The following is a 21,161-nucleotide window of genomic DNA, read 5'->3' on the forward strand; positions in this document are numbered from 1 at the left end:
CAACGCTGCCTGCATGCGCTATTCAGCGTGCCTTTGCCGATTCCGGGCCCTGTCGTCGCGCAAGCCCTACGAAGGCCTGCAGATAATCGAGCTGGGCATCTGCATCGCGATAGCCGAGGAAAATTTGCTTGTCCACGCCGTGCGGCCCCAAACGCACCGGGATCACGCCAAAACGCTCGGCGTTGTCTTCAACCAACCAGCGCGGAAGCGCAGCCACACCCCGCCCACTGGCCACCATTTGCAACATGATGTCTGTGGTTTCGATGGGTTTGTGGCGGCGAGGCGCGGCCCCGGCGGGGGTCAAAAACCGCGTGTAGATATCCAGCCGATCAGGGCTGACCGGGTAGGTAATCAGCGTTTCGGCCGACAAATCGTCAGGCAAGACGTGCTCAACCTGGCTCAACGCATGTGTGGACGAAACCACCAGAACCTGCTCGTAATCGAACACTGGCTCAAACTGCAAACCGGTTTTATAAAGCGGGTCAGGTGTGACCAGCATGTCGATGTCATAGCCAAACAATGCACCAATGCCGCCGAACTGAAATTTCTGTTTGACGTCGACATCCACGCCCGGCCAGGCCTGCAGATACGGCGCCACCACCTTGAGCAACCACTGGTAGCAGGGATGGCACTCCATCCCGAAACGTAAGGTGCCGCGCTCGCCTCGCGCAAACTGCAGCAAACGCTGCTCCAGGTGTTCAAGCTGGGGCAGCAAACGCGCCGATGCGGCCAGCAACAACTGGCCGGCCTGAGTCGGTTGCAGGCGACGACCTTCACGTCGCCAAATCGCCGTTCCCAGCTGGTCCTCGAGCTTGCGCACGCTATGGCTCAGGGCCGATTGGGTGAGATGCAGCTGATCCGCAGCCGCCGTCAGCGAGCCCAGCTCGTCAACCGCCGCGATGATCTCCAGATGTTTGCGCTCAAGTATGCTCATTTCATTTCATGAAAGAAATTCAACTATTGATTAGAAATTAACATTTTTATTCATGTCGCGTGCTGGCTAGCATGCTGCGCATTCTTACTTGCGAGCACGCTCAACATGGCATGGACACACAATCTTGGTTTTCCCCGCATCGGCGCCAGACGCGAACTCAAATTTGCTCAGGAAGCCTATTGGAAAGGTCAGACTTCATGCTATGAGCTGAAAAACGCTGGGGTTAAGCTGCGTCAGCGGCATTGGCAGGAACAGCAACAGCTGGACCTCGTCCCGGTCGGCGATTTTTCGTTTTACGATCAAATGCTCGACATGAGCTTTACCCTGGGCAACCTGCCCCGCCGGGTGCTGGCCCTGCCCGGCGACAGTCTGGACAATTATTTTCGTGTGGCGCGCGGGCGCAGCTCGCAAGACGCCGAAGAACAGGCCGGCTGCTGCGACGGCGTGGCGGCGGGCGAGATGACCAAGTGGTTCGATACCAACTACCACTACATCGTCCCGGAAGTCGACGCCGATACCCGCTTCAGCCTCGATGCGTCACGCTTGCTCGACCAGCTGGCTGAGGCACACGCGCTTGGGGTCAACGCAAAACCCGTGATCATTGGGCCGCTCACCTATCTGGCCCTGAGCAAAGCCCAGGATGGGTCCAATCCACTGGATTTGCTGCCGCGTCTTTTGCCGGTCTATGCACAGTTGCTGTCCACCCTGGCCAAAGCAGGCGCACAGTGGGTACAAATTGACGAGCCGATTCTGGTCAGCGAACTGGATGCGGATTGGCAACATGCCTTCAACACGTCCTATCACGAACTGAAGAGCTGCCCAATCAAGCTGCTTGTGGCGACCTACTTCGGCCAGCTCAAAGAGAACGCATACCTGGCGGCCAATCTACCTGTCGCTGGCCTGCACCTTGATGCGATCAATGGCAAAGATGATGTGCTTCCGGTTATCGGCATGCTGGCCGAGCACAAAGTGCTATCGCTGGGCGTAATCAACGGACGCAACATCTGGAAAACCGATCTGATTGGCTTGCTCGACTGGCTGGAGCCGCTGGCGCAGCGCCTCGGCGAGCGACTCTGGATCGCCCCGTCCTGCTCTTTGCTGCATGTACCGGTCGATCTGGGCAGCGAGACCAAGCTCGACCCGGAGATCAAAACATGGCTCGCCTTCGCGGTGCAGAAGCTGGAAGAACTCCGTGTGCTGGGCGTCGCCTTGAACCAGGGCCGCGAGGCAGTCACCGACGCATTGCAGGCCAACCAGCGCGCATTCGCCTCGCGCCGTGCATCGACACGCGTAACCAACCCCGCCGTGCGCGAGGCGCTGGCGCAGATTGACCCACGTCTTGAGCACCGCCACAGCACCTACGCCAAGCGCGCGGCCCGCCAGGCCGCCCACCTGAACCTGCCCTCCTACCCGACCACCACGATCGGCTCATTCCCGCAGACCGCCGAGATTCGCCAAGTGCGGCGACAGTTCAAGGCCGGAACTGTCGATGCCGACACCTATAAACAAGCGATGCGCGAAGAGATTGCACGCAGCGTTCGCGAGCAGGAAGCCCTGGGACTGGACGTGCTGGTCCATGGTGAGGCGGAACGCAACGACATGGTCGAATACTTCGGCGAACAACTGGAAGGCTACGCTTTCAGCCAGTTCGGTTGGGTTCAGTCTTACGGCTCACGTTGCGTCAAACCGCCAATCCTGTTTGGCGACATCAGCCGCCCTCAGGCGATGACAGTCGACTGGATTGGCTACGCCCAGTCGCTGACCAATAAACCCATGAAAGGCATGCTGACCGGGCCGGTGACCATCCTCAACTGGTCGTTCGTACGCGATGATCAACCGCGTTCCGAATCCTGCAAGCAACTGGCCCTGGCGATCCGTCAGGAGGTGCTCGACCTGGAACAGGCCGGTGTACGCGTGATTCAGATCGACGAGGCCGCTTTGCGCGAAGGTCTGCCGCTACGCCGTACGCAGTGGCAGGACTACCTCGACTGGGCGGTGGCCTGCTTCCGCATCGCCGCCAACGGCGTGTCGGATGAAACGCAGATTCACACCCATATGTGCTACTCGGAATTCAACGACATCATCCAATCCATCGCCGCCATGGATGCCGATGTCATCACGATCGAAACCTCGCGCTCCAACATGGAACTGCTTGATGCATTCGAGCACTTCGAGTACCCCAATGACATCGGCCCCGGCGTGTACGACATCCACTCACCGAACATTCCGGACACCGGCTGGATGGTCGAGTTGATGAGAAAAGCCGCCGAGCGAATTCCGGCAGAGCGCCTGTGGATCAACCCGGACTGCGGCCTTAAAACGCGCCAATGGGACGAGGTCCGTCCGGCGCTGAGCAACATGGTTGCCGCGGCCAAAACCCTGCGCGCCAGCGCCTCCTGAGGATCGTCCATGTTCATTCAACAACATCACACACTGGACCGCATTGACCCGGAGATCTTTGCCGCCGTTGAGGCCGAAAACCAACGCCAGCAAGAACACATCGAACTGATCGCGTCGGAGAACTATGCTTCGCCCGCGGTGATGCAGGCTCAGGGCACTCAACTCACCAACAAATACGCCGAAGGTTATCCAGGCAAACGCTACTACGGTGGCTGCGAGCATGTCGACGAGGTCGAGCAACTGGCCATCGCCCGACTGAAACAGCTGTTTGGCGCCAACTTCGCGAACGTACAGGCCAATTCCGGCTCGCAAGCCAACCAATCTGTTCTGCTGGCCCTGCTGCAACCCGGCGATACGATTCTGGGCATGAGCCTCGCAGAAGGCGGCCACCTGACCCACGGCATGGCCCTGAACATGAGCGGCAAATGGTTCAATGCGATCAGTTACGGCCTCGATAAGGATGAGCACCTTGACTACGACGCGATGGAACGCCTGGCCAGGAAACATAAGCCCAAACTGATCATCGCCGGCGCCTCGGCCTACTCGTTACACATCGATTTCCAGCGTTTCGCCGACGTGGCCAAGGCGGTGGGCGCGTGGTTCATGGTCGACATGGCACATTATGCCGGCCTGATTGCAGCGGGCCTCTACCCCAACCCGCTGCCACATGCCGACGTCGTAACATCCACCACGCACAAGAGTTTGCGAGGCCCGCGCGGAGGTGTGGTGTTGTGCAACGACGAAAACATCGCCAAGAAAATCAACAGTGCAATTTTTCCGGGGCTTCAGGGCGGCCCGCTGATGCATGTGATCGCGGCCAAAGCGGTCGCCTTCAAGGAAGCGTTGTCGGCAGATTTCGTGGACTATCAGCAAAACGTGCTGAACAACGCCCACGCGCTGGCCGAAAGCCTGACCGCGCGCGGTTTACGCATCGTCTCGGGTGGCACCCAAAGTCATCTCATGCTGGTCGACCTGCGCAGCAAGAACATCACTGGAAAAGACGCTGAGCGGGCGCTGGGGCATGCACACCTCACGGTCAACAAGAACGCCATCCCGCATGATCCACAAACCCCTTTTGTGACCTCAGGTATCCGCCTGGGCACCCCGGCCATGACCACACGCGGTTTCGGCATGCAGCAAGCCGCGCAGGTTGGCCATCTGGTCGCCGATGTACTCGATACGCCCGATGACGCCGACACTATTGAACGCGTACGCCACCAGGTGGCACTGCTAACGCAGTCTTTCCCGGTCTACCGCTAAGATCAATCCGCCGGCAGCTGGCCTGATCAGTCCAGCTGCCGACTGATGAACGGGGGCTGTTTGGTGGGCCTTAAGCTCGATCTTGAGGATTGGCCGTTTAAGCTGCCATGGAAGCGAAACATTGCTGTGCGATTCTTGCAGGTTGTCCGAATCGCAGTGAAGAATCCGCCCCATGGCCAAGAAGATGAACCGTCGCGATTTTGTTCGCACCGTTGCCCTGTCAACCGCAGCCTTCGGCGGTGCGGCCCTGCCCGCTGTCGTCCGGGCCCAGCAGGTACCGGCTTATTCGCGTCAATTGCCGGGCGGCGCCTGGCATTTTCCGGCACGTGAGGAACTACTCCCATTCGGCCATGGTGTGGCCTCTGGCGACCCGCTGGCCGATCGCGTCATCCTGTGGACGCGTATCACCATCCCGGATGCACGCGGCTGGGATGTGAATGAGGTTCCAGACCCGCAAGGCATTCGTAATGTGGACGTGGCCTGGGTCATTGCCACCGATCCCGCGCTCAGCAATGTGGTGAACAGCGGGCTGGTCAGCACGGATGCGTCTCGCGACTTCACCGTCAAGGTAGATGCCGATGGCCTGAATTCCGCACAAACCTATTGGTATGCCTTTACCGCTTTGGGCTATCGCTCGCCGATCGGGCGCACGCGCACGGCGCCGAAGGTTGGCGACGGCATCACCGAACTGACCATCGGCCATGTCGCCTGCACCTCCTGGTGGCAGGACTATTTCAATGGTTACGCGCGCATGGGTGAACGTGGCGATATTGACCTCATCACTCACGCTGGCGATCAGGTGTACGAAGTGTCCGGCAACCATATGTCGAGCCGGCAATACCCCGATGCGCAGGGTAATCCTCAGATCCGCGGTTATGAGGACATCGACAACCGGGCCTGGCACAACATCGGGGAATGTCGTCGACGCTATGCCCTGTACTACCAGGACGAAAACCTGCTGACCGCGCATCTGGGCGCACCATTCGCGGTGATGGCGGATCAGCACGACTACGACGACTACAGCGCTGACGATGGCGAGTCCATCAGCCGCGCCCAGGCCGGGGAGGTTTATCACGAATGGACACCGATGCGGCCGACCCTGGCCGATGGGTCCGGGCGCTGGCGCCCGTTCGCCGCGCCCAACACGCAAGTCGAAATCCCGCGCGGCAACGACGCCTTCTTCTCTCATCGGGTGCTCGATTACGGTGACGTTGCCTCGATCATCCTGATTGATGTGCGGCGCCACCGTGACGACAACGCCAGCAACAACAAGCTGCTGGGCGATGCGCAATGGGATTTTCTGACCCAGGCATTGCTTGCCAGCAAAGCCCGCGGCGCGCGTCACAATGTGATCGTCAACCAGGTCAACATGTCGCAGGTCGGCACGATAAATACGCCCGCCTACAGCCTTTATGCCGATGCCTTTCAGAACACGCTGGGCATTGATCCGCGCGGCCCTGAAATCTACACCACAGCTTGGGGCGGTTACCCCGAGGACCGCAAAACCTTTTACCGCTGGCTGCGCGACAACCAGATCCTCGACAACATTGTGCTCAGCGGCGACTCACATGGCTGGTTCGGCGCTGATCTGACTGAGGACCCGCAACTGCCCAACTACATCCCGCTGGCTGGCATCTCACCGCTCACGCCCGTCGGCGTGGAAATGGTTGGCACCTCAATGGGCCGACCCGGCGCGCAGGACGTGGTCGCCGACGAACTCTACTGGCAGCAGAACGGTGGACGCGATGCTGCGCCCTTCAACGATGCCGAAACCTACGATCAGTTCTATCGCCCGCTGGGGCTGGCGGCCGCCGTGGCCATCGAAACAGCGGCCAAGCTGGCCAACCCAAACCTGATCTACTTCAATTGGAAGGCCCAATACGGCCATACCATGGTGCATCTGCGCACCACCGAGGCCATTTTGGAAAACTGGGTTTCACCCCAGCGAGAATTCAGCACCAGCGCGGAATTGGTCGCACAGCACACCACCCCCTTGGGCAATCCTCATCTGGTACCCGTGCCGGCTCCACAGGCAGTGTTCGGTCAACGCAATGACAGCGTGCCTGACAGCCCACAAACCATCGCATCTGACCATGCGGGGGCTGGTGACAATCCGGGGTCGGACACATCCACGGGCAGTGGTGCGGTTGGCGGGTGGTTGCTCACTGCGGCCAGCCTGTGGCTGGCCCAACGCCTGCGTCAGCGCAAGGCGGCGCTCAGCAACAACCAAGATTAGCGTTGCGGTCTCAGCTGGAGGCGGAGAGACTCTTCAAACGCAGTCTTTCCACACCAACTTCGATCCCGCCGGAGGCCTCGCCCTGCGACAGCTGGCGCGAACGCATACCGATATAGATCGGTATGGCTTTGTCCTTGTCACCTTCTGCCCGCTCCTGCGCCTCACGCCAGGTGTCCGGATCAACATGTTTGGCCTTGAGCTCACGCATCACAACGCTGCGCATGCCACCTGGCCTGATCTCCAGTGGTGCAGCGGGCGGCATACCCACCGCCTCGCGCACAACCGGCTCGGCGCGCTCAGCAGCCACACCAACAAAGTAGCTCGGTAACGCCATCGGAATCGCCATCAAGCTGGCCTGCAGCAGCGGGTTCAGACTGTGGTCGAAAAAACTCAGCGCCGCACCGACCAGCGTTCCGAGAAAAACCATAGCTGCGATGGCAATCAGCCCCTGCACGGAGCGCAATGGCAAATGAAACACCAGGCGCGCCAGCGTACCCGCCAGCAGGACCACGGCGATGGCGCCACAGCCAAGCACCCAGTAGATTTCGCTTGGCCACAGCTGGAGACTGGGCACCAGCGTGTTACCAATCCATTCGCTCAGTGCATCCTTCATGGTTTTTGTCCGGACAGGTCGGGCAGCCATTGCAACGCGCGCCCAGGCAAACGTCGAGCCTGCGATGACTAAAGTCGGTCGCGGGCATCATGCCCCAGCGCGTGTCTTGTTATGGCATATCGGCCACCGTTGAGCCGGTTTGCTCCCACCAGCGCGGGCCCGCATGCGGAGCCAGGATGTCGACACGCTCGCCCATGAGCGGCGTGCTGAGCGGCACGTTGCCTTCAAGGGCCAGTGCACTGATGCGCTCGAAGGGCTGCTGCCACGGATGCAAAGCCAGATCAAACGTGCCGTTGTGGATCGGCAGCAACCAGCGCCCGCGCAAATCCAGATGCGCCTGCAGCGTTTGCTCCGGCTGCATATGCACATAAGCCCAACGCTCATCGTAGGCCCCGGTCTCCATCAACGTCAGATCAAATGGCCCATAAGCCTGGCCAATGGCCTTGAAGCCATCGAAATAACCGGTATCACCGCTGAAAAAGATGCGCGCACCCGGCCCTTTGATGACCCACGACGCCCACAGACTGTGATTGCCATCGCTCAGCCCACGGCCCGAAAAATGCTGCGCTGGCGTGGCCACAACTTCCACCCCGGCGAATTGTGCAGATTGCCACCAATCCAGCTGTTCGACCTTGTGCGCAGGCACCCCCCAACGGACAAGCTGATCACCTACGCCCAACGGCGCAAAAAACCTCGCCGTTTTCTCATTAAGCATGCGAATCGCGGCCCGATCCAGATGGTCGTAATGATTGTGCGAAAGAATGACCCCAGCGATGGGTGGCAGCTCTTCAGGGTCGATGGGCAGCTCATGAAAACGCGCAGGCCCGGCCCATTGAACCGGTGAGGCACGTTTGCTGAACACCGGGTCGGTCAACCAGAACTGGTTGTTAAGCTTGATCAGCACAGTGGAATGGCCAAGCCGGAACAAACTATGATCAGGCGCCTGTTCCAGTGTCGCCCTGTCCAACTCAAGCACGGGTATCGGGCCATCGGGCACAGTGCCTTTCGGTTTGGCGACAAAAAACGCCCAGCTCACTTCCACCATCTGCTTGAAACTCATGGCGGGTCGCGGTGCTCGATTGCGAAATTGTCCTTCAGCAAATTGCGGGGACTCGGTGTAGTTATGGTGCGACTGAGCCGCGCACGCAGTGAGGACTGACAAGATGAGAACTCCGCTCAAACAATTGGAAATCGGGAATGCCATGGGTCATCAAGCATAAGTACACTTTCAAGTGTAGTTTACGACCGCCATCAAGTAAACTGATAAGTGTAATAATGCAGGCTTCAGCAACACCCGTATCGCCATGGCCAGACCAACCCAACAGCAAGCTGAGCGCAAGCACGCTGCCATTTTGAAAGCCGCCGTTGCCGCCTTTCGTAAAAACGGTTACGCATCAACCAGCATGGATCAGATTGCCGCCGATGCGGGGGTGTCCAAGCGCACGGTCTACAACCATTTCCCCAGCAAGGACGGCTTGTTCGAGCATATCCTGGAAAAGCTTTGGGTCAGCGGCAACGCGTGTCTGGATGTGCCCTACCGGAATGATCAAGCGCTGGACACACAGCTCGCCGAGTTGGTGGACGCCTGTGTGCAGCTCTATTCCGATGCGAAATTTCTCGACCTTGCTCGCGTGGCCATCGCGGAACTCATACACACCCCACAACGCGCACGACCATTTCTTGAACGCATGGCGAATCAGGAAAGCGGATTAACGCGCTGGATACGTTCGGCACTTGAAGACGGACGCCTATCACCCAGCGACCCCGTTTACGCCAGCCAGCAGCTGCAGGCGCTGATCAAGGGCTTCGCCTTCTGGCCACAGGTGACGCTCGGCCACCCGCCATTATCCAGTGCGGAGCGCAATCACCTGGTCAGCACCACCACTCAAATGTTCCTCAGCCAGCACGCCTGCCCCACACCATCGTTGCAGCCATAGCACGCCTGCACAGCGCGTATGTCTCGAGATGAATACACGCCGTACTTTCAGCGCATCCGCTGTTCATCCCCGCATGTCCGCGCCGCCGCGAGCGTTTTTACGCGGGTCGATTCGCTCAAGCCTTGCCTGCTGCAATGCGCACTCGCAGGCCGATCGCTTAGGAATTTGCAGCGTGCCGAAGCGTTGCGCGCGCGCATCCCAAGTCATCAGTGTGCTCGTCTGATCTGCCGCGCCAAGTCGCACGTTTATTGCCGCGGTTGCTGCCAACCCGCCGATCACGGCCGGAACCGGCCCTGCAACACCAGCCCCTTCACAGTGATCCAGCTCATGGGGCCTGGTCGCGATCGCGCAGCGATCACAGGCCGCGCCAAGATCCATTCGATAACAGCTAATCTGACCATGCCAGCCAATGGCCGCTGCGCTTATCAGAGCAAGGCGCTGTCTAAGCGCAAAGGTGCTCACGAGTTTTCGAGCCACCGGATTGTCTGTTGCATCAATCACCAGGGACAGCGGCTCGCCTGATCTGGCTTCCCATTCACGTAGTCGCGTGGACGTCGCATCAACGGCATGAACGTGGACCTCGCAACAAGAATTCACGGCGCGGATGCGTGCAGCCGCACAATCGGCTTTCCACGCACCTATGTCGGATTCGCAATACAAGGTTTGTCGATGCAGGTTGCTGAGCTCTACCCGATCACCATCCCACAAGCTCAGCCTCTCGACCCCGGCTGCCGCCAATGAGATTGCGGCGGCACCACCAACACCCCCAAGACCAAAGATGACGACATGCGTCGTTTTCAGGCTCGCTTGTCCATCTTCACCCAGACCATCGAGTACGGTCTGCCGCGAGTAGCGTCGGTCTATCACGACAGCGCCCCACCTGCCCGGCGCCAATCACCCGATTTCCCACCGGTCTTCTCACACAAACCAAGACCTTCTATGGTCATGCCTTTGTCGACTGCTTTGAGCATGTCGTACACCGTTAGGCAGGCTACGCTCACGCCGGTTAGCGCTTCCATCTCAACACCCGTTTGAGCACAGGTCTTGGTCGTGACCTGCACACGCACTCCCGGCAGGCGGGCGTCCAGCGTCAGTACGGCTTGGACCTTGGTCAATGACAGAGGGTGACACAAAGGGATCAGTTCAGCTGTTCGCTTACAACCACCTATCGCCGCCATTTCAGCCGCGGCCAGCACAGCACCCTTGCCTGCTCGACCATCTCGCAACACCTCGAACGCCGTCTGTGACATACGCACAACCCCCTCGGCTATGGCGGTGCGCGAGGTGACGTTCTTGTCAGACACATCAACCATGCGCAAGCGGCCTTGAGCATCCAGATGGGTTATTAAATGGCTTGATGATTGGCTCATGAACGAATCTCGCAGGTTTATGAACATCACGAGGGATGGTCTGTTTCAATTCCGGTTTGGCTAGGATCTTGATGCGGCAGCAAGCGCGCTCCAGCGTGCACCCGAAATTCGGTCAGCCTCTGAAGGTTCAACCCAATGACAACCTCGCACAGTGCTCTCGCGCTTCCAGAACGGCGTGTCCTGCTTAAGCCGATCCAACAAATAATCCGCCGCTTCAAAAGCGGCACGCCGATGTGGCGCCGCAGTTGCAACGAAAACAATGGGGTCTGGCGCATTTACGCGCCCCACTCGGTGCACGACCCAAACACCGTCAAGCGCCCAGCGGGAAATAGCCTGAACGGCAAAGTCTTCGATGCACGCGCGCGTGATCACAGGATGATGGTCAAGATGCAATGAGTTCACGGCGACCTCACCCAGCGCGTCACGAACCAGGCCAGTGAACGAAACAATAGCGCCGCTGTGACCGACATGCGCCTGTATGAAAGCACGGTGATAAGACGACGGCTCCAACTGTTGCGTCGACAGCTCAATCAGCAAAGGCATACTCAGCCGCCCGAGATCACGGAGCCGATGACCACTTGACGAGCCCCCCGCAGATCCGCATCCGGACCTACGATCACATCATCAATGGCCAAAAAAATGCCCGGCCGACCCAAGGCCTCGGCAAGCACCGCATCACAACGGCCTAAACAATCGAGCAAGTCTTGCAGATTGGATACCGTCTCCGGCACATCAAAATGCCGTGAGTGTCCTGCAATATCGGCGATTTGGCCGTAGAACGCGATGTGCACACTAACCTCCCGTTGCCGACATGAACCGCACCACCGCGGGCTTCGCTCCGCGCTGTACATCGAACTCATGACGCTGCGGCTTGTGCGCTAATGCCTCATCAAGAACCCGATGGATGGCTTCATCCGTGGAATCGGCGCGTAATGGGGCTCTCAAATCTGCCCCATCCATGTGTCCCAGGCACAAATACAATCGGCCCTTCGCGCTGACCCGCACGCGGTTGCAATCGGCACAGAAATTCCGCGTGAGCGGCGAGATCAGGCCCAGTTGTCGCCCGGTTTCGGAGACCTGCCAATAGCGGGCAGGACCGCCCGTTTTGAGCGATGACGGGATCAGTGTGAAGTGCTGTTCAAGCTGTCGCCTGACAGCCGTCAAGGGCAGGAACTGATCGGCTCGATCGCGCCCTACATCACCGATTGGCATGACCTCGATCAGTGTCAGATCGCAAGCCAGAGCGTGCACACCGTGCAGCAACTCCGGCATTTCATCCGCATTGTCCTGGGCCAGTGCGACCGCGTTGATTTTGACCGCTATGCCTGTGCGCTGAGCGGCAGCAATCCCATCCAAGGCGCGCCGAAGGCTAGCACCTCGGGTCACACGCTGGTAAGTTTTTGGATTCAAAGAGTCCAGCGAAACATTGATGCGCCGCACACCTGCTGCAGCCAATGCGTCGGCATGGCGAACCAGTTGCGACCCATTGGTAGTCAAGGTGAGTTCATCCAGTGCACCTCGCCTGAGGTGGCGCCCCAAACTGGTGATCAGATCCACCACCCCAGCACGCACCAGCGGCTCTCCACCGGTCAAACGCAACTTACGCACACCTCTTTTAATAAAGGCGCTGGCCAGTCGATCCAGTTCGTCCAGACTCAACAGCTCGCGAGTCGGTGCGAATTGCATGGTTTCCGCCATGCAATAGGTGCAACGCATGTCGCAACGGTCGGTCACCGATAGGCGCAGGTATCGAATATCTCGGCCATGGCCATCGCGGAGCCGATTACTGGTCATAACATGCTCCCCGCAGCCGCGACCGCGCACATCCCGGATTCACCGCGGCCACCAGATCACCATCAATGGCTTTTGCCACATTCGGCCGCATCATCGGTGGCCTCATAATCCATATGATCGATCGAGTCTTCGGATTGCAGGAATCCAAGCGGATCTCGTCCGTGCCGCAGCAAATTCAGCCGCACTGCTGAGCGTGCGATCCAGCGTTTCCAGAACACCGTATGACGCTGTCCGATAAAGCCCGCGACGCGCATCAGCAGCCTGGCTTTGATCTCGGCCAATTTGGTGCTCATTGAAGTGCACCAATGCCGACGAAATCTCTGGGCGGTGCACATGCCGTGATACGGCACGGCACGCCCTTCATATGAGGAATGCCCTGCTCGCGGTCGAGATATTCCTGATCATCAGGAATCACCAGGCCATCATTGTGATCGTCCGCACCAAGGTCGTGCTCTTCAGGCAGCCACCAGCCATGCGGCACGCGAATTAGGCCGGGCGGCACGTCATCCCTGATCGTCACCATCATGAACAAGCGCCCGGCAACGGTCTCGATCTTCGCCCACTCGCCTTCAGTCAGACCATAGGAGGCAGCATCGACCGCATTTACGAACGTGCGGGGATAACGATTGCTTTTTCTCAAGCGCCGGTTGTGACGCTGGCCCGACTGGAAGAACTGCGGTTCGCGCAAACCGACAAACATCTTCAACGGGAACGCATCGCTGGTCTCGACATTGCGATAGTACGGCAGCGGATCACAACCGAAACCTTCCAGCACTTCTGAATAAAGCTCGACTTTGCCCGACGGCGTAGCAAAGCCGGTCGTCCTGTAATTGAAGTGCTTGTAGTGCCCCAATTGAATCTTGTACTTGGACAGATACTCATGCCAACGCAGACCGGTTCGGGAGACCCGGTGATCAAACAACTCTTCAACATTGCGCCACGGAAACCACTCCTGCATGCCCATCCGCACGGCGAGGTCGTGCCACAAGTCGTACACGTTTCTGCACTCCCCAGGCGGGTCATAGAGCTGCTCCGACGTCATCGTGATCGTCGCCCAATTGTAGGTGTCCATTAGGTTGGGCCGCTCCATCCAGCTGTCACCAGGTAGCACGTAATCACAAAGAGTGGCCGTCGGCGTCATGAACTGTTCGAAGCAGACATTCAATTCCTGGTTCAGCATCGCTTTCTTAACCAGAGCCTGGTTGCCATAGCCAAATAAGGCGTTGTTGGCGATGGCGAAAAACGCTTTCACCGGGTATGGCTCTGCGGTTGCCATCGCCCTAAAAGTCGTCGATGGCACGGCCATATGCGTGCCTTTCACAAGATTGGGGTAACGATGGCCAAAAACCCTTTCACTGTGCTCTGCGAAAATGTCCGCGGCTTTGAAGGTGAATGCCGGGTGCTCGTCATACCCTAGCTGTTTGCGCTTCTGCTCATCGCTGAGCATTTCCGTGAGCTCCAGCTCCGGCTCTGAGATCAGATCCTGATGAATCCCCATCAACATCTCACCACCAGGCGCGTCCAGATTGCCTGTAATGGCCCGCAGGATGCTGATGGCCCGAATCGCCGACGTACTGCTGACCTGCTGATCAGTAATCGGTGACCACGGAATGATCGCGCCCTTGGATGTGGCATAAAGGCGCGCGGACTCGCGAATCTCTGTCTCATTCAAACCGGTAACGTCGCACACGCGCTGCAGTGGATAGTCGTCGCGGATGCGCTTGGCCAGAGCATCGAAACCCACCGTCCAGTCCCGAACAAAAGCTTTGTCGTAAAGCTGCTCTTCGATAATCACGTTGATCCAGCCCAGGCACAGCATCACGTCCGTGCCCGGCTTCAGGGCCAGATGAAAAGCGGCACGTTCAGCCGTCGGGCTGCGTCGTGGGTCCATCACGATCAGTTTGGCGCCGCGCTGCTCAGCCAAGCGCAGCCGTACATATTCCCAAACCCAGTTCTGGGAGTTGGTGTTGTGGCCCATCAAAACGACGCAATTGGTGTTTTCGAAATCGGGCATCGGCATCCAGCCATAGGTGAATCGATTCACCGCGGCCGTATTACCCAGGCAAAGCGCCACAGGTGAAAGATAGTTCGGTGTTCCCAGAATGTTCATGAAGCGCCGCGTCATGCCCGACTCCGTCGAGCAGTTCCAGGGTCCGCTGGTGACCGCCAGAGACTCAGCACCATAGCGGTCCACAATGCCTTGCAGCTTCTCGGCGATTTCGTCCATCGCCTGTTCCCAGGAGATCTGTTGCCACTGACCTGCGCCGCGCTCCCCCACGCGTTTGAGCGGATGGAGCAAGCGATTGGGATGCTCAAACGTGGTTTGGGCAAGCTTGCCCTTGGCACAGATCGCACCGGGCCCCATGGGGTTGTCGTAGTCTCCACTCAGGGTGAAGTCCTTCTCCCCAGGCTTTCGAGTTGCCACCAGCTGACATGAGATGTCGCAGGTTGCACAGAGGACGTGTTTGGTTTCCATAGTGGGTCTCCTTATTGCCGCCGAACGCACAATGAGCCTCGGTGATCGAGCCGCAAATCTATCTTCGATCGCAAGCAGAGATTTACCTTATAGAGCCATTTATTTATCTTTTACGGTCAATCTTCATTCGCGATCACATCGCCGAAGCCCTTATGCCCGCTCTTCACTCCAGTCCCTTTGTCCTCAACAGCTTTCTGAGCGAGTTCTCGCCACTGCTGATTTCAAGAGGAGGAGAACTGCAAAGCGTTTGCGCGAGCGCCGGCCTGACACCGCATGAAGTCACGGGGGCCAATCAACTCATTCCATTCGATCGATTCATCGCGCTGCTTGAAGCCGCGTCTGCCTCGCTGGGTGCTGATGATTTCGCTCTGATGCTCGCGTCCCGACAGGACCTACGCGCCCTTGGTCCGGTCTCACTCATGCTGCGTGACTGCGAAACGGTCAGCCAAGCAATATCAGTCACGGTTTCACAGCTGACCCTGCTCGTATCCGGAATCTCGATGGCCGAGCGCCTGCACGCTGATGAATTTATCGTCGAGATCGACGTCCACTTGCCCGGCCTGAAATACAGAAGGCAATTTCGAGACTACCTGGTCGGATCCACACTGATGGTCGTGCGAAACCTGTCAGGTCTCACCAGACAGCTGCATCAATGCCAGCTCTATGGGCACCCCCAAACACCGACAGAACAAGCCGAGCTGACCGCGTTCCTGGGCTGCACGCCAGATTTCGGAGCACAAAGAATCGTCCTGCACTTTCCCGCATCACTGGGTCTGTCACCTCTGGCGCCATCAGCTATTCGAAATCCGCGTGTTGCTAGCGACATGGCCAGTGCCCGCCGGCACTTGGAAGCGTCAATTCAATCAGCTTTGACTTACCTGCTTGTAAGCGGGGCATCCAACGTACAGACGGTGGCTTCGCTACTGGGGTACTCAGAGCGCACGCTGCGCAGACGACTTACCCAACATGGCTTGTCGTACCAGGGCATTCTGGACGCCTTTCGTCTGGATCAAGCCAATAAATACCTGAGCAGCACACACTACCGCATGAGTGACATTGCAAGCTTGCTCGGATTTGCCAACCAGAGTGCCTTTTCGCGCTTTTACCTCAATGCAACCGGCTTAACGCCCAGCCGCTATCGTGCGGGGCTGCTCAGCAACACATCGCCTGAATAGTGCAAAAACGCTCGTGCAGGGCTAGTTTCAGCTTGAATCGGGCCAGACCAGAACAGCCCGTGGTCCAGTTTTTGTGATCAGCCTGTGTATTGACAGCTGAACTCTACACGCATCAAAATTACCGACTGATTAGTCGGTCTATCTCATGAGCAAGCGACAAGACATACTCGACACGGCTGTTGAACTGTTCGTGCGCCAGGGCGTGGACAACACACCCACATCCCAGATCAGCAAAGTTGCCGGCGTCGCAACGGGCACACTGTTCCACCATTTTCACAGCAAAGATGAAATCCTGTCAGCGCTGGTGCTCGATATCCGCGAAAGCGTTCATGCCGCGGTGATGGCCGCCTCAGGTCACATGGCTGACTACAACTACAAATGCCGATTCGAAGCCATGTGGCTGGCGTTTATTCGTTGGGCTATGAAGCACCCCAATCAATTTCACTTTCGCACCCAAATTGAGTCACGCGTCAACCTCGACGAAGAGACACAGAGACAGGTTGACAGGTTGCAGGGCGAGTTCGATGAAATCGCGCGCCAAGGCGTCGAAATGGGGCTGCTCAAACCCCTACCGATCGAATTCTTAACCGGATTCGCCCATCACCAGGGCACCTACATCACCGCCTACTTCATCGAAAACCCCAAACACTTCGCTGACGACGCCTTCCGCAAGCGCTGCTTTTCCTGCACTTGGGACTCGATTGCAATCCCTGAAAACGCCAGCAAGCAGACCAACTAGTCGGTTTTAAAACAGTATGAAACGATTTCTGAACTGTGCGCAGCTCGCCTGCGCCCTGTTGATCTTGCACGCTCACACAGCACAGGGAGCGGCCCCGGCAAAACCGGTCAAACTTTTAACACTGAGTGATCACGCCATGACGGTGGAGCGCCAGTTCTATGGCCAGGTTGTCGCGCGCGAAACGGTCAATTTCGCTTTTCAGGTCGCCGGCCAGATCGTCCGCATGCCAATCGCCGAAGGCGCCGTATTAGAGGCTGGCAGCCTGATCGCAGAACTGGATCTGGAGCCATTTGTACTCGCCCGTGATCGGGCACGCGTTCAATTCCAGCAGGCAACAAGCAATTACAAGCGCTTTTCAGCTGCGGGTTTAAGCAATGTGTCGCAAGCTGATATAGACGAAGCGCAATCCACGCTAGCCCTGGCAAACGTGGCGCTCAAGCAGGCGGAATATTCGCTCAAACGCGCAAGCTTGCACTCGCCGTTCAAAGCACTTGTAGCAAAGCGTCTCACGCCAAACTTCAGCACGGTAAGTGCCGGCACGGCGGTAGCCCGGCTGCATGACATGTCTGAAATCCATATCGAAATCGAGATGCCGGAATTGTTGTTCCATCGTGCTCAACAACGCGGGCCTGTTGCACTGTTCGCAACGCTGGTCGACGACGCCGAACGCTATCCACTCGAGATTTACGAGTACGCCACTCAGACGTCACCCGTCGGGCAGACTTACACGCTTACACTGAAGATGCTGGCCACGCCGTCACAGCTGCTTTTACCCGGCGCTTCGGTCACTGTACTGGCTCGTCAACAGACCGAAAAAACGCAGATTATTTTGCCGCCCACTGCATTGGTGGTGGCGCCGGACGGAACCACATCAGTCATGGTGTTTGAAGCCACTGACTCCACTGACACCGGCCTCGTGCGAAAGCATATCGTTGACATTGAGGTTGGAGCACAGGGTCAGTTCATCATGCTCAAGGGGCCCGAGGCAGGTCGCGAGATTGTGCTAACCGGCGCCAGCAGCCTACTCGACGGACAAGCCGTAAGGCGCTTCAGAACTGCGGATTACTGACATGTCCATTGCACAAGGCGCTATCGAGAAGCCGGTACTGACGTGGATGCTGATCCTGATCCTGCTACTAGGTGGGATCTGGGGTTTTAGTGATCTTGGTCGCTTGGAAGATCCAGCTTTCACACTCAAACAGGCGCTGGTCGTCACGCAGTACCCCGGCGCCACTGCGCAACAGGTTGCAGAAGAGGTTTCCGAGCCCTTGGAATCGGCGATCCAGAAGATGGCCGAAGTGGACTTCATCACATCACGCAACCAACCAGGCCGCTCGACCATCACGATCGACATCAAGCCCACCTATGATGGCAACGAACTGCCAGCCATCTGGAAGGAACTGCGCAATCGGGTTGCGGATGCAGCGCTGGAGCTTCCCAATGGCGTAGCTGCCCCTCTCGTGAATGATGACTTCGGCGATGTTTTTGGGCTTTTCTACGCCGTCACCGCGCCTGGCTACAGTGACGCAGAGCGTCACGACATTGCCGATTTCCTGCGCCGAGAGCTGCTCACGGTGGCCAATGTGGCTGACGTTGAACTGGCCGGTCTACCTGAAGAGGCAATTTTCGTTGAGCCATCAATGCCTATTGCGCTCAACACCAGCGTGGCACCTGATCAGTTTGTCGGCGCCATCGCGAATGCCAACTCGGTGGTTCAATCCGGTTACATCGACACCAGCGGTGGGCGCCAAGTGGACATACTGTCGCCCCTGGGCTCTCAAACCGTCGAAGATATCGCCGGTCTGTCGATCGGCATCGGATCTGGCGAGATACTTAACCTGCGCGACGTGGCCCGCGTACATCGCAGCCGCAAACCCAATCCCGAGCAAATCATACGCTTCAACGGAGACGAGGCTTTCACCTTGGGCATTGCCGGCCTGTCGACCGCGAACATTGTTGAAGTGGGTCACAGCGTGGATCGCCGGCTCGCGTCCTTGCAAGACAAGATTCCGGCCGGCGTTGACGTGCTCCCCATCTATCAACAGCACCGCATTGTCGAGAAAGCCAGCAATGACTTTCTTATCAACCTGATCCTGTCGGTCACCATCGTGGTTGTCGTACTGGCCCTGTTTATGGGCTGGCGCGCCGCCGTAGTGGTCGGAGGCACCCTGCTACTGACCATCGTTGGCACGCTGTTCTTTATGGCCATCTTCAGTATCGAGATGGAGCGGATTTCGCTCGGCGCCCTGATCATCGCGATGGGCATGCTGGTGGACAACGCCATCGTAGTGGCTGAAGGTATGCAGGAAGCCATGCGCCAAGGTCAACGCTCGACTCGGGCCGCGCGTGAAATCGGCACAAAAACACAAACACCCCTGCTCGGTGCAACGATCATCGGGATCATGGCCTTTGCCGGCATCGGGCTCAGCCCGGACGCCACCGGTGAGTTCCTGTTCTCACTGTTTGCCGTGATTGGCATTTCCCTTTTGTTGAGTTGGGTCCTGGCCATTACAGCAACACCATTGCTCGGACACTATCTTTTCAGTCATGCCGATCAGCACGTTGCGACGGATTCTTATGATGGCGCGCTGTTTCGAGCCTACGGGCGCATGCTGCGCCGCGCTTTGCACGCGCGCTGGGCGGTCTTATTGGTGCTGGCCGCCATCACCCTGGCCTGTTTCGCAGCCTTTGGTCAGATTAAGCAGCAATTCTTCCCTGACTCGAACACACCGATGCTGTTCGCTCACTATCAGATGCCACAGGGCAGCACGGTAGAACAGACCGCCCGTAACCTTGAGCAGGTGGAGGGCTGGCTTCTTGAACGCCAAGAAGTCACGTCGGTAGCCACGTTCGCCGGCCGCGGCGCAACTCGCTTCATGTTGACCTATCCGCAGGAACTGCCCGACCCGGCCTATGGCCACTTGATCATCCAGACACATCGTTTGGACCAAATCGCTCCTCTGCGCGCCGCGTTGGATGGCTACGCTGCCGAGCATCTTGTAGAGGGTGAATTTCGCACAGCTCGACTGGTATTCGGGCCTGGCGGTGGCGCCCCCATCGAGGCGCGCATTAGCGGACCCGACCCTGTAGTGCTGCGCGAACTGGCCGAGGCGGTCAGCACGCGTATGGCCGAAAGCTCCGACCAGCTTCTTCACATTCGCACCAATTGGCGTGAACAAGAGCTGTCGATACGACCGACCTACGCCACCAACCGTGCGCAGCACGCTGGCGTCACACGCGAAAACATCGCCGAGTCGCTCAAGTTTTCTACCGAAGGTATGGCTGCCGGCTTCTATCGCGAAGGTGATCGCCAGATACCCATCATCGTTCGCAAGCAGCGGGATGACCCAGGCCAGTTGATCGACCAGGTGGTTTACTCGTCGGTAGCCCAGGATTTCATCCCGATTGAGCAATTGATCGACAACTTTGTCTATCAGCCACTCAATACCATGATTCACCGCCGCGATCGCGTGCCCACAATTACGATCAGCGCCGACATCCCCGCAGAACTCACAGCCGCCAGCGTTTTCAGCCAGATTCGTGCGCCGATTGAAAACATGTCTCTGCCCCTCGGCTACAGCTTGGCTTGGGGAGGTGAGTTCGAGAACGCGAGCAAGGCTCAGGCCAGCCTGGGCGCTCAGCTACCACTCAGCTTTCTGATCATGGTGGTGATATCCGTCCTGCTGTTCAATGGACTGAAACAACCCCTGGTGATCTGGCTCTTGGTCCCCATGGCCGTCAATGGCGTAACTCTGGGTTTGCTCGGCACCGGCTTGCCGTTCACCTTCACGGCCCTGCTCGGCTTGCTCAGTCTGTCAGGAATGTTGATCAAGAACGGTATCGTGCTGGTCGAAGAAATTGATCATGTACGCCGCCAAGGCGTTGAACTGACCCAAGCCATTGTCCGCGCTTGCACCTCTCGCGTTCGACCAGTGCTGCTCGCCGCGATCACCACCATACTGGGGATGGCCCCATTGCTCACCGATGCCTTTTTCAAAAGTATGGCCATCACGATCATGGGCGGGCTGGCGTTTGCGACGATATTAACCCTCGTCGCTGCCCCCGTGCTTTACCACCTGCTGCTGGCACCAAAGCAAGGATATGCGTCACCCGCGCCTGTTCAATCTAGCGGCACAACCGGCACAATGCTGACCTGCCTCCGAAAACACTGATAACGGAATATCAGCCCATGCGCACCCGATCGCGATCGCCCAAGCCGGCCTTTCT

The 21,161-nt window shown here is 58.2% G+C and carries 18 protein-coding genes; 8 read left to right on the forward strand and 10 right to left on the reverse strand.

The features are described 5' to 3' along the window. Window positions 1–22: 22 nt before the first annotated feature. Entirely contained in the window at window positions 23–934 is a 912-nt protein-coding gene (locus tag ATO7_RS14090; protein ID WP_206044933.1) for a LysR family transcriptional regulator, read from the reverse strand. 105 nt (window positions 935–1,039) lie between these two features. Here ATO7_RS14090 and metE point away from each other — a divergent pair, with 105 nt between their 5' ends. The 3 genes from metE to ATO7_RS14105 all read left to right on the forward strand — a co-directional run bounded on the left by metE (window position 1,040) and on the right by ATO7_RS14105 (window position 6,830). Beyond that, window positions 1,040–3,334 carry a 5-methyltetrahydropteroyltriglutamate--homocysteine S-methyltransferase gene (gene metE, locus ATO7_RS14095; RefSeq protein ID WP_083562734.1) on the forward strand — a complete coding sequence of 765 codons (2,295 nt, stop codon included), beginning with the start codon at window positions 1,040–1,042 and terminating at the stop codon, window positions 3,332–3,334. A gap of 9 nt (window positions 3,335–3,343) precedes the next feature. Continuing rightward, a complete protein-coding gene (gene glyA / locus ATO7_RS14100; RefSeq protein ID WP_083562736.1) occupies window positions 3,344–4,594 on the forward strand; it encodes a serine hydroxymethyltransferase in 1,251 nt (416 codons plus the stop codon). 172 nt (window positions 4,595–4,766) lie between these two features. Continuing rightward, complete coding sequence (locus tag ATO7_RS14105; RefSeq protein WP_083562737.1) at window positions 4,767–6,830, forward strand: alkaline phosphatase D family protein; 2,064 nt, start codon at window positions 4,767–4,769, stop codon at window positions 6,828–6,830. 10 nt (window positions 6,831–6,840) lie between these two features. Here ATO7_RS14105 and ATO7_RS14110 read toward each other — a convergent pair whose 3' ends face one another. Together ATO7_RS14110 and ATO7_RS14115 are read right to left on the reverse strand one after the other, a co-directional pair. Next, entirely contained in the window at window positions 6,841–7,443 is a 603-nt protein-coding gene (locus ATO7_RS14110) for a hypothetical protein (protein WP_083562738.1), read from the reverse strand. A gap of 109 nt (window positions 7,444–7,552) precedes the next feature. Continuing rightward, window positions 7,553–8,503, reverse strand: a complete 951-nt coding sequence (locus ATO7_RS14115) for an MBL fold metallo-hydrolase (protein WP_206044934.1) — start codon at window positions 8,501–8,503, stop codon at window positions 7,553–7,555. A 244-nt stretch (window positions 8,504–8,747) separates the two neighbouring features. Here ATO7_RS14115 and ATO7_RS14120 point away from each other — a divergent pair, with 244 nt between their 5' ends. Next, window positions 8,748–9,380 carry a TetR/AcrR family transcriptional regulator gene (locus ATO7_RS14120; protein ID WP_083562742.1) on the forward strand — a complete coding sequence of 211 codons (633 nt, stop codon included), beginning with the start codon at window positions 8,748–8,750 and terminating at the stop codon, window positions 9,378–9,380. Window positions 9,381–9,443: 63 nt separating this feature from the next. Here ATO7_RS14120 and ATO7_RS14125 read toward each other — a convergent pair whose 3' ends face one another. The 7 genes from ATO7_RS14125 to ATO7_RS14155 all read right to left on the reverse strand — a co-directional run bounded on the left by ATO7_RS14125 (window position 9,444) and on the right by ATO7_RS14155 (window position 15,020). Next, entirely contained in the window at window positions 9,444–10,247 is an 804-nt protein-coding gene (locus tag ATO7_RS14125) for a HesA/MoeB/ThiF family protein (RefSeq protein WP_158523217.1), read from the reverse strand. Continuing rightward, window positions 10,244–10,750, reverse strand: coding sequence for a cyclic pyranopterin monophosphate synthase MoaC (gene moaC / locus ATO7_RS14130; protein ID WP_083562936.1), 507 nt, complete (start codon window positions 10,748–10,750; stop codon window positions 10,244–10,246). The genes ATO7_RS14125 and moaC overlap by 4 nt, the downstream gene beginning before the upstream one ends. Before the next feature lie 60 nt (window positions 10,751–10,810). Continuing rightward, on the reverse strand, window positions 10,811–11,287 hold the full coding sequence (locus tag ATO7_RS14135; protein WP_206044935.1) for a molybdenum cofactor biosynthesis protein MoaE: 477 nt from the start codon (window positions 11,285–11,287) through the stop codon (window positions 10,811–10,813). A gap of 8 nt (window positions 11,288–11,295) precedes the next feature. Continuing rightward, window positions 11,296–11,541 carry a hypothetical protein gene (locus tag ATO7_RS14140; protein WP_083562749.1) on the reverse strand — a complete coding sequence of 82 codons (246 nt, stop codon included), beginning with the start codon at window positions 11,539–11,541 and terminating at the stop codon, window positions 11,296–11,298. 1 nt (window position 11,542) lies between these two features. Next, window positions 11,543–12,544: a GTP 3',8-cyclase MoaA gene (gene moaA / locus ATO7_RS14145; protein ID WP_083562751.1), complete on the reverse strand. Its 1,002-nt coding sequence runs from the start codon at window positions 12,542–12,544 to the stop codon at window positions 11,543–11,545. A 62-nt stretch (window positions 12,545–12,606) separates the two neighbouring features. After that, on the reverse strand, window positions 12,607–12,825 hold the full coding sequence (locus tag ATO7_RS14150; protein ID WP_146680365.1) for a hypothetical protein: 219 nt from the start codon (window positions 12,823–12,825) through the stop codon (window positions 12,607–12,609). 8 nt (window positions 12,826–12,833) lie between these two features. Continuing rightward, on the reverse strand, window positions 12,834–15,020 hold the full coding sequence (locus ATO7_RS14155) for a molybdopterin-containing oxidoreductase family protein (protein ID WP_083562755.1): 2,187 nt from the start codon (window positions 15,018–15,020) through the stop codon (window positions 12,834–12,836). A 41-nt stretch (window positions 15,021–15,061) separates the two neighbouring features. Between ATO7_RS14155 and ATO7_RS14160 the strand changes: the two genes are divergently transcribed. The 4 genes from ATO7_RS14160 to ATO7_RS14175 all read left to right on the forward strand — a co-directional run bounded on the left by ATO7_RS14160 (window position 15,062) and on the right by ATO7_RS14175 (window position 21,106). After that, window positions 15,062–16,195, forward strand: a complete 1,134-nt coding sequence (locus ATO7_RS14160) for a helix-turn-helix domain-containing protein (protein WP_083562757.1) — start codon at window positions 15,062–15,064, stop codon at window positions 16,193–16,195. Window positions 16,196–16,340: 145 nt separating this feature from the next. Beyond that, window positions 16,341–16,934 (forward strand): TetR/AcrR family transcriptional regulator, encoded by a 594-nt coding sequence (locus tag ATO7_RS14165; protein ID WP_083562759.1) that lies wholly within the window; start codon window positions 16,341–16,343, stop codon window positions 16,932–16,934. Between the two features lie 16 nt (window positions 16,935–16,950). Beyond that, window positions 16,951–18,003, forward strand: coding sequence for an efflux RND transporter periplasmic adaptor subunit (locus tag ATO7_RS14170; protein WP_083562761.1), 1,053 nt, complete (start codon window positions 16,951–16,953; stop codon window positions 18,001–18,003). Window position 18,004: 1 nt separating this feature from the next. Further along, a complete protein-coding gene (locus ATO7_RS14175) occupies window positions 18,005–21,106 on the forward strand; it encodes an efflux RND transporter permease subunit (protein ID WP_083562763.1) in 3,102 nt (1,033 codons plus the stop codon). Window positions 21,107–21,161: the final 55 nt, after the last annotated feature.

The sequence above is a fragment of the Oceanococcus atlanticus genome, assembly GCF_002088235.1.
Lineage (GTDB): Bacteria > Pseudomonadota > Gammaproteobacteria > Nevskiales > Oceanococcaceae > Oceanococcus > Oceanococcus atlanticus.

Bases quoted from the DNA above. Each gene is read 5' to 3' on its own strand.
- moaA (WP_083562751.1), bottom strand. From the start codon at position 12,544: ATGACCAGTAATCGGCTCCGCGATGGCCATGGCCGAGATATTCGATAC.
- ATO7_RS14120 (WP_083562742.1), top strand. From the start codon at position 8,748: ATGGCCAGACCAACCCAACAGCAAGCTGAGCGCAAGCACGCTGCCATT.
- ATO7_RS14090 (WP_206044933.1), bottom strand. From the start codon at position 934: ATGAGCATACTTGAGCGCAAACATCTGGAGATCATCGCGGCGGTTGAC.
- glyA (WP_083562736.1), top strand. From the start codon at position 3,344: ATGTTCATTCAACAACATCACACACTGGACCGCATTGACCCGGAGATC.
- ATO7_RS14155 (WP_083562755.1), bottom strand. From the start codon at position 15,020: ATGGAAACCAAACACGTCCTCTGTGCAACCTGCGACATCTCATGTCAG.
- moaC (WP_083562936.1), bottom strand. From the start codon at position 10,750: ATGAGCCAATCATCAAGCCATTTAATAACCCATCTGGATGCTCAAGGC.
- metE (WP_083562734.1), top strand. From the start codon at position 1,040: ATGGCATGGACACACAATCTTGGTTTTCCCCGCATCGGCGCCAGACGC.
- ATO7_RS14105 (WP_083562737.1), top strand. From the start codon at position 4,767: ATGGCCAAGAAGATGAACCGTCGCGATTTTGTTCGCACCGTTGCCCTG.
- ATO7_RS14170 (WP_083562761.1), top strand. From the start codon at position 16,951: ATGAAACGATTTCTGAACTGTGCGCAGCTCGCCTGCGCCCTGTTGATC.
- ATO7_RS14175 (WP_083562763.1), top strand. From the start codon at position 18,005: ATGTCCATTGCACAAGGCGCTATCGAGAAGCCGGTACTGACGTGGATG.
- ATO7_RS14115 (WP_206044934.1), bottom strand. From the start codon at position 8,503: ATGAGTTTCAAGCAGATGGTGGAAGTGAGCTGGGCGTTTTTTGTCGCC.
- ATO7_RS14165 (WP_083562759.1), top strand. From the start codon at position 16,341: ATGAGCAAGCGACAAGACATACTCGACACGGCTGTTGAACTGTTCGTG.
- ATO7_RS14110 (WP_083562738.1), bottom strand. From the start codon at position 7,443: ATGAAGGATGCACTGAGCGAATGGATTGGTAACACGCTGGTGCCCAGT.